Below are 8,432 nucleotides of genomic sequence, written 5' to 3' on the forward strand. Positions count from 1 at the left end.
CCAACGGGGGAGGTTTTTCATGTCTGTTGACCGCGCGCAAGAGGCCGAGGGCAGCGAGTCCGAGGCCGTGGCCACGGCAGCGGCCGTGCACTACTACACGACTGCCGACGTCCGTCTCAACATCCGCAGCGGCCCCGGCACGAGCTACAGCATCGTCGGCACCCTGCCGGGGGGCTCGCAGGTCCCGATCTACTGCCAGACACCGGGCACCACGGTCACCGGCACCTACGGCACGTCGAACATCTGGGACAACATCAGCAACGGCGAGTTCGTGTCCGACGCATACGTGAGCACCGGCAGCGACGGCTACGTGGCCTCCCGCTGCTCCTGATCCCACGACCCCGACCCCAAGGACACGCATGTCATACCGAAGGCGCAGATCCGTCCTGTTCGCTGGCGCTGCCGGAGCCCTTCTCATAGTGATGGGTGCACCGGCCCCGGCCGACGCCGCCACAACGCTGCACTACTACGCGATCGCGCCCGGTACCAGCGTCAACGTCCGCAGTGGCCCAGGCACCGGCTACACCATCGTCCGCGTCCTGCCCGTCGGCTCGCAGGTCCTGGTCTACTGCCAGACTCCGGGCACCACGGTCTCGGGCTACTACGGCACGTCGAACATCTGGGACAACATCGACGACGGCGAGTACATCTCGGATACCTACGTGAACACCGGCAGCGACGGCTACATAGCCGCCCACTGCTCCTGAGCCCCCAAGGGGAGCCCGCGGCCACCCCCGGAGCCATAATCGTCCCGTGAACGACGAGACCGGCACCGACACCCAGGACACCCCCGCGGGCTCCCCAGGCACAGACGGAGGCACAGACGGAGGCACAGGCACAGGCCCCCGCCCCGAACCCCTCCGCTTCTTCGGCACGACCTGGGTGAACCACGACAACGGCTACACCCCGCGCCGCATCGCCACGGCAGCCGGCTCCCTCGCCGCCGCCGTCGTCTCCTGCCTGGTCCTCCGCTTCGCCTACCAGGGCCTCCAGATCGCGGACGTCGGCAGCTTCGTCACCCTCCTCGTCATCGCGATGTTCGCGATCTGCAGCGCCCTCGCCTTCGGCCACACCTGGGAGAGCTTCAACAAACGCCCCGACCCCGACCGCCAGGCCTCCCTCCGCGGCCTCCTGGCCATCGGCTTCGTGGGTTCCCTCCTCGCCTACTTCTTCCGCACCTTCACGGAGGCCCCCGGCGAGAAACTCCACCGCCAGGAGTACGAGTCGGCCGTGGCCCAGCACGAGAAGCGAACGACCCGCCGCACCGGCAACCCGTCGAAGAAGCGCCGCCGTTCGTGACCGGGTGAGCCGACGAAACGCCGCTCCCCCCGGCCACTTCGGCCGGACCACCCCACCCCCATTTCTCACCAAAATCCACCTGCACCCTGCACCCACCTCGGCACGATGACCGTATGACCACGTCCTCGAAGCCCCCCTCGCCCGCCGCCCGAGCCCACTCCTTCAACGCCGCCGCGGCCCAGTACGCCGAGAACCGCCCCTCCTACCCACCCGCCCTCTTCGACGCCATCGAGGACCTCGCAGGTCACCCCCTCACCGGCGCCCGCGTCGCGGACATCGGCGCCGGTACCGGTATCGCGACCGCCCTCCTGCACGCCCGCGGTGCCGACGTGGTCGCGATCGAACCCGGCGACGGCATGGCGGCCCAGTTCCGCCGCACCCTCCCCGAGGTACCGCTCGTCCGGGGCAACGGCAACGCCCTCCCCCTCGCCGACCACTCCGCCGACTTCCTCACCTACGCCCAGGCCTGGCACTGGACGGACCCCGCCCGGTCGGTCCCGGAGGCGCTGCGCGTACTGCGTCCGGGCGGCGCGCTGGCACTGTGGTGGAACACGAGCGCGCTCGACGTGCCGTGGATCGCCGAGCAGTCGGAACGCATCCGCATCCACTTCGGCATCGACCGCGTCGTGGAGCAGAACGGCAGCGGCCTGCGTTCCGCCCTGGCCGACCCCACCGGCCGACTCGACTTCGCCCACCGCAGGGTCCGCTGGAGCCGCCAGGTCCCCGTCGACACCCACCTGGCCAACATCGGCAGCCACTCGGCCTTCCTGGTCCACGACGAGAAGAGCACGACCGCCTTCCTCACCGAGGAACGGAACCACCTCAGGACCGTCTTCCCGAACGGCATCGTGGAGGAGATCTACGTGGTGGAACTGGTCGTAGCCCTCGCACCATGACCCGCGAGGCCCTGACGCCCTGACGCCCTGACGCCCTGACGCCCTGACGCCCTGACGCCCTGACGCCCTGACGCCCTGACGCCCTGACGCCCTGACGCCCTGACGTCACGATGCCCTTACACCACGATGCCCTTACACCACGACCTCACGACGTCACCACGCCACGACGTCACCGCGTCCGACAGTCACCCCGTCACCCCGTCACCCCGTCACCACGCCACGACGTCACCGCGTCCGACAGCCACCCCGTCACCCCGTCACGACGCCACGACGCCACGACGCCACGACCTCACCCCGTCACGACGTCACCCCGTCACGACCTCCTCCGACAGCCACCCCGTGATCGTCACGCCCCCTGACCGCCACCCCGTCACGACCCCCCAACCGCCACCACCCCAACCCCAACCCCATCCGCATCCCCGTCCCCATGCCCCCGTCCCGCGACCCACCCCTCCAAAGCTGCCGCACACGCATGATCCACATGCCGCAACCCACCCAACTCCAGCCGCACCACCCGGTCGTACGGCACCCCCTCCAACGCGTCCAACAGCTTCGGCAGCCGCAGAAACGTCGCATGCCCCAGCACCCGTACGACGATCCCCGCGTCCCCGAGATCCTCCGTCTCCACCTGCACATGGCTGACGTCCCACGCGGTCTTCGCCACGGCCAAGGCCAGCCCCACCAGCACCCCCTCGAACAGATTCCCCACCACGATCGCCCCCGCGGTCACCCCGAGCACGACCACCTCGCCCCGACGCCCGGCCCACAGCCCCCGCACCTGCCGCACCGGCACGAGCCCGCACCCGGCATGCACAAGCAACCCCGCCGGCGCAGCCACCGGAACCAGCCCCAGCACCCCCGGCAACAAAGCCGTGAACACCAGCAGCCACACCCCGCGCAGCACCAGCGACGCCTTCGTCCGCGCCCTCGCCCCCGCCTGCACTCCCCCAGAGGAGAGGGCACCCCCAGCCGCACCCCCAGCCGCACTCCGCACGGTCACCGCGCTCATCGGCAACGCCCCAAGCACCCCGCACACGGTGTTCCCCGCGCCCCGCGCGATCGACTCCCGGTCGTAGTCCGTCCGCGGCCCCCGACGCAGCCGGTCCACCGCCGCCGCGCCGAACAACGACTCCGCCGACGCGATCAACGCGAACGCGACGACCGTCCCGATCACCCCCACTTCCGTAAGCCGCCCGAAATCCCCCCACTCCGGCACCCGCACGGCACCGACCAGCCCCCGCACCTCCACCCGCCGCACCGGCAGGTCGAACACCCCGGTCACCGCGGCGGCCGACCCCACCGCCACCAACGGCGCCGGCACCACCCGGGCCCCCCACCGCCACCGAGGCCACAGCACCAGTACGGCAATGGTGGCACCGCCCACTGACAACGCCACCGGATCCACCACCCCCGGCAACGACACCAGCCCGGCGAGCTTCCCGACCCCGCCCGCCGGCGCGGCGACATCGCCGAGCGCGTACACCTGCCCGGAGACCAGCACGAGCCCGATCCCGGCGAGCATCCCCTGCACCACGGCCGCGGACACCGCCCGGAACCACCGCCCGAGCCGCAGCACCCCGACGACCAGCCCGCCGACGATCCCGGTGACCAGACCCAACTCGGCAGGTACCCCGGAGGCGATCGCCACGCCCACACACAGCGGCAGCGCGACGAGAAACACGACGAGAGAAGCGAACAGATCGGCCTTGCTCACACCACAGCGCATGACAACGGCACCTCCGAAGACAGGACAGAGCCAGACGGGAGATGCGTGGGCGCCGCACCGGGGGAGGGCACGGCGAACTGAAATCCATTACTGAACCACTACTGAAATCCATTGTCGGGAAAGGGAGTTGGCCGCGCACCCCCCCGCGTGTTGCCACCCCGTGAACGCGGAAGCGCAGCTACCGGACCACCCCCCTCCGATCACGCCGACACGCGCCTGCGCCGTCGTATGCAACCGCTTGACGAGTCGCATCCGGCGGGAGCATTATTCATCACATGATGAATTACGTCGCCGACCCACCCGGCACGGAACCGGCACCCGCCGTCCACGCCGAAACCCTCACCGTCGTCCGAGGCCCCCGCACCGTCCTGCGCGGCCTCGACTTCACCGTCCCGCGCGGCCAGATCACCGGCCTGCTCGGCCCCTCCGGCTGCGGCAAGTCGACCCTCATGCGCTCGATCGTCGGCACCCAGGCCAAGGTCACCGGCACCCTGAACGTCCTCGGCCGCCCCGCAGGCCACCCCACCCTCCGCACCCGCATCGGCTACGTCACCCAAGCACCCTCCGTCTACAACGACTTGACGGTCCGTCAGAACCTGGACTACTTCGCCGCGATCCTCGACCCCGGCCGAGCCGCCGCCCCCCGCCGCCGCGACGACGTCACCCGGGCCATCACCGACGTGGACCTCACCACCCACGCAGACTCCCTCTCCGGCAACCTCTCCGGCGGCCAGCGCAGCCGCGTCTCCCTCGCGGTCGCACTCCTCGGCGCCCCCGAACTCCTCGTCCTGGACGAACCCACCGTCGGCCTCGACCCCGTCCTCCGCCGCGACCTGTGGGCCCTCTTCCACGACATCGCCGCCTCCCGGGGCGCCACCCTCCTCATCTCCTCCCACGTCATGGACGAGGCCGAGCGCTGCCACCGCCTCCTCCTGATGCGCGAGGGCGAGATCCTCGCCGACGACACCCCGGACGCCCTCCGCGCCGACACCGGCTCCGACACCGTCGAAGCGGCCTTCCTGCACCTGGTCGACGAGGCCGTAGCCACCGGCCGCCAGAAGGAGACGACCCGATGAGCACACCAACGACCACGACCACGTCCGCTACGACGACCAGCGCGCCCGCACCCACCAGCGCCCTCAGCGTCGCCCGCACCACCGCCACCGCGACCCGCGTCCTGCGCCAGCTCCGCCACGACCCCCGCACGATCGCGCTGCTGATCCTCATCCCGTGCCTGATGCTCGTCCTGCTGCGCTACGTCTTCGACGGCAGCCCGCGCACCTTCGACAGCATCGGCGCCTCACTCCTCGGCATCTTCCCGCTCATCACGATGTTCCTGGTCACGTCCATCGCCACCCTGCGCGAACGCACCTCCGGGACCCTCGAACGCCTCCTCGCCATGCCGCTCGGCAAGGGCGACCTGATCGCCGGCTACGCCCTCGCCTTCGGCTTCCTCGCGATCATCCAGTCGGCCCTGGCCACCGCCCTCGCGGTCTGGTTCCTGGGCCTCGACGTCACCGGCAGCCCCTGGCTCCTCCTCCTGGTGGCCCTCCTCGACGCCCTGCTCGGCACCGCCCTCGGCCTCTTCGTCTCGGCCTTCGCCGCCTCCGAATTCCAGGCCGTCCAGTTCATGCCGGCGGTGATCTTCCCCCAGCTCCTCCTCTGCGGCCTCTTCACCCCCCGTTCCAACATGCACCCCGTCCTGGAGGCGATCTCCGACGTCCTCCCCATGTCGTACGCCGTCGACGGCATGAACGAGGTCCTCAAGCACACGGACATGACCGCCACGTTCGTACGCGACGCCCTGATCGTGGCCGGCTGCGCGGTCCTCGTCCTGGGCCTGGGCGCGGCGACCCTGAGGAGGCGCACGGCATAGAGGTGTATCCACAGAGGTGCCACAGCGATGGTCCACAGAGATGTTCCAAAGAGATGTTCCACAGAGGTGTTGTTCCGCCAGCCGGACAACCGTCTCAACGGCGCACCGCCGGTGCGAGGATGACCCCATGACCCAGAAAGTCGCAGTCCTCGGCACCGGCAAGATCGGCGAAGCCCTGCTCAGCGGAATGATCCGAGCGGGCTGGGCCCCGGCCGACCTCCTGGTCACCGCCCGCCGCCCCGAGCGCGCCGAGGAACTCCGCGCCCGCCACGGAGTCACCCCGGTCACCAACCCGGAGGCCGCGAAGAGCGCCGACACCCTGATCCTCACGGTCAAGCCGCAGGACATGGGCACCCTCCTCGACGAGCTCGCCCCGCACGTCCCCGCCGACCGCCTGATCATCAGCGGCGCGGCGGGCATCCCCACCTCGTTCTTCGAGGAGCGCCTCGCCGCCGGCACCCCGGTCGTCCGGGTCATGACGAACACCCCCGCCCTCGTCGACGAGGCCATGTCCGTCATCTCCGCCGGCAGCCACGCCACCGAGGCCCACCTCGCGCACACCGAGGAGATCTTCGGCGCGGTCGGCAAGACCCTCCGCGTCCCCGAGTCCCAGCAGGACGCCTGCACCGCCCTCTCCGGCTCCGGCCCGGCGTACTTCTTCTACCTGGTCGAAGCCATGACGGACGCGGGCATCCTGCTCGGCCTCCCGCGCGACAAGGCCCACGACCTCATCGTCCAGTCCGCCATCGGCGCCGCCGTCATGCTCCGCGACAGCGGCGAACACCCGGTCAAGCTCCGCGAGAACGTCACCTCGCCCGCCGGCACGACGATCAACGCCATCCGCGAACTCGAGAACCACGGCGTACGCGCCGCCCTCATCGCCGCCCTGGAGGCAGCCCGCGACCGCAGCCGCGAACTGGCCTCCGGAAACAGTTAGCCGGCCAGGCGACTACGCAGGCAGAAGCCCGATGGCCCGATACGCGCTGTCGACCATCGGCTTCGCCATCCCTCTCGCCTTCTCCGCCCCGTCCCGCAACACCCGTTCCACATAAGCGGGTTCGGCACACAACGCCTTGTGCCGCTCCTGCACAGGCCGAAGCAGCTCTACGACGGCCTCCGCGGTGTCCTTCTTCAAGGCCCCGTACGACTGGTACCCACGGCTCAGGTCCTCGGGGTCCCCACCCCCGCAAGCGGCCAGGATCTCCAGCAGATTGGCCACCCCCGGCCGCTCCTGCGGGTCGTAGACGACCTCCGCCGCACTGTCGGTCACGGCCCGCATGACCTTCTTCCGTACGGCGTCGGGCTCGTCCAGCAGATAGACGATCCCCGGCCCGGAGTCGTCCGACTTCCCCATCTTCGAAGTCGGCTCCTGCAGATTCATCACCCGCGCGGCCACCCCCGGCCGGGTCGCCCGCGGCACCACGAACGTATGGCCGTACCGCTGGTTGAACCGCACCGCCAGATCCCGCGTCAGCTCCACATGCTGCGTCTGGTCGTCCCCGACCGGCACCTCGTCCGTCCCGTACGCCAGGATGTCCGCCGCCATCAGCACGGGATACGTCAGCAACGACAGCCGCACACTCCCACCCCGCTCCCGCTCCCGCGCGGCCTTCTCCTTGTACTGGACCATCCGCCGCATCTCCCCGTCGGTGGCCACACACTCCATGACGTACGACAGCCGCGCGTGCTCGTCCACATGACTCTGTACGAACACGGTGCACAGCTCGGGATCCAGCCCAGCCGCCAGCAACAATGTCGCCGCCTGCCGGGTGAGCCTGCGCACCCGCGCCGGATCGTGGTCCACGGTCAGCGCGTGCAGATCGACCACGCAGAACAGGGCATCACTCTGCCGCTGATCCACGTCGACCCACCGCCGGATGGCCCCCAGGTAGTTCCCCAGCGTCAGATGCCCGGTCGGCTTGACCCCACTGAAGACCCGTGTCATCTCTCCACCTCCTGATAGAGACCGCCGCACCCGGCCGGCCGGCCCTCTGGAGGGAGAAACGCGAACGGCCGCCGATGCGGCGGCCGTTGAGTACATACGTGTGTACGGCCGCCGTCAGGCGGCCCACCACTGCTGGGTGCACGTACGCGTAGTCACGTCCCACAGCGTACGCCTCCACGGTGCTCTCCGGAGCGAAGTTGACACGCCCCGACCAGGTACGTAGTGTTCTCCGAGTTGTCCGACGTGAGCGCCGACTCCGGTCGGTCCCCGGACAGCCATTCCGCAAGTACCTACAAACATCGACGATCCGTCGTCGCGTGTATTGCCATGCGTATTTGCGAAATGAGGAATCCGCGTTCGAAAGGACGCACCCCCCGATTCGCTCGGGACTCAGGATTCCGCTAAAGTCTCACTCGTCGGAACGGCCCAAGGGCCGGGAAGGCAGCCCGCTCTGACTGGGAGTCAGGCCCGAAAGGATCTGATAGAGTCGGAACCGCCGGAAAGGGAAACGCGGAAGCGGAAACCTGGAAAGCACCGAGGAAATCGGAACCGGAAACGGTCTGATAGAGTCGGAAACGCAAGACCGAAGGGAAAAGCCCGGAGGAAAGCCCGAGAGGGTGAGTACAAAGGAAGCGTCCGTTCCTTGAGAACTCAACAGCGTGCCAAAAATCAACGCCAGATATGTTGATA

9 protein-coding genes are annotated in these 8,432 nt (G+C 69.4%); 7 read left to right on the forward strand and 2 right to left on the reverse strand.

The window, feature by feature from the left end; translation table 11 throughout:
- Window positions 1–19: 19 nt before the first annotated feature.
- The 4 genes from ACIQBL_RS24545 (at window position 20) to ACIQBL_RS24560 (ending at window position 2,195) form a co-directional block, all read left to right on the forward strand.
- Window positions 20–331: an SH3 domain-containing protein gene (locus tag ACIQBL_RS24545; protein WP_401945038.1), complete on the forward strand. Its 312-nt coding sequence runs from the start codon at window positions 20–22 to the stop codon at window positions 329–331.
- A gap of 91 nt (window positions 332–422) precedes the next feature.
- Window positions 423–707, forward strand: a complete 285-nt coding sequence (locus tag ACIQBL_RS24550; protein WP_401945040.1) for an SH3 domain-containing protein — start codon at window positions 423–425, stop codon at window positions 705–707.
- A gap of 46 nt (window positions 708–753) precedes the next feature.
- Window positions 754–1,299, forward strand: a complete 546-nt coding sequence (locus tag ACIQBL_RS24555) for an EamA/RhaT family transporter (protein WP_401945042.1) — start codon at window positions 754–756, stop codon at window positions 1,297–1,299.
- A 113-nt stretch (window positions 1,300–1,412) separates the two neighbouring features.
- Complete coding sequence (locus tag ACIQBL_RS24560; RefSeq protein ID WP_401945044.1) at window positions 1,413–2,195, forward strand: class I SAM-dependent methyltransferase; 783 nt, start codon at window positions 1,413–1,415, stop codon at window positions 2,193–2,195.
- Window positions 2,196–2,565: 370 nt separating this feature from the next.
- On the opposite strand, the gene ACIQBL_RS24565 is transcribed toward ACIQBL_RS24560, so the two are convergent.
- Complete coding sequence (locus ACIQBL_RS24565) at window positions 2,566–3,921, reverse strand: SulP family inorganic anion transporter (protein WP_401945046.1); 1,356 nt, start codon at window positions 3,919–3,921, stop codon at window positions 2,566–2,568.
- 275 nt (window positions 3,922–4,196) lie between these two features.
- Here ACIQBL_RS24565 and ACIQBL_RS24570 point away from each other — a divergent pair, with 275 nt between their 5' ends.
- The 3 genes from ACIQBL_RS24570 to proC all read left to right on the forward strand — a co-directional run bounded on the left by ACIQBL_RS24570 (window position 4,197) and on the right by proC (window position 6,734).
- On the forward strand, window positions 4,197–4,997 hold the full coding sequence (locus ACIQBL_RS24570; protein WP_401945048.1) for an ABC transporter ATP-binding protein: 801 nt from the start codon (window positions 4,197–4,199) through the stop codon (window positions 4,995–4,997).
- Window positions 4,994–5,797: an ABC transporter permease gene (locus ACIQBL_RS24575; RefSeq protein ID WP_401945050.1), complete on the forward strand. Its 804-nt coding sequence runs from the start codon at window positions 4,994–4,996 to the stop codon at window positions 5,795–5,797. The genes ACIQBL_RS24570 and ACIQBL_RS24575 overlap by 4 nt, the downstream gene beginning before the upstream one ends.
- Window positions 5,798–5,924: 127 nt before the next feature.
- On the forward strand, window positions 5,925–6,734 hold the full coding sequence (gene proC, locus ACIQBL_RS24580) for a pyrroline-5-carboxylate reductase (RefSeq protein WP_401945052.1): 810 nt from the start codon (window positions 5,925–5,927) through the stop codon (window positions 6,732–6,734).
- A gap of 12 nt (window positions 6,735–6,746) precedes the next feature.
- Here the strand turns inward: proC and trpS are convergent, their stop codons facing one another.
- Window positions 6,747–7,742, reverse strand: coding sequence for a tryptophan--tRNA ligase (gene trpS, locus ACIQBL_RS24585; protein WP_401945054.1), 996 nt, complete (start codon window positions 7,740–7,742; stop codon window positions 6,747–6,749).
- Window positions 7,743–8,432: the final 690 nt, after the last annotated feature.

This window comes from Streptomyces sp. NPDC088350, from assembly GCF_044753545.1.
In the GTDB taxonomy this organism is placed as follows: domain Bacteria; phylum Actinomycetota; class Actinomycetes; order Streptomycetales; family Streptomycetaceae; genus Streptomyces.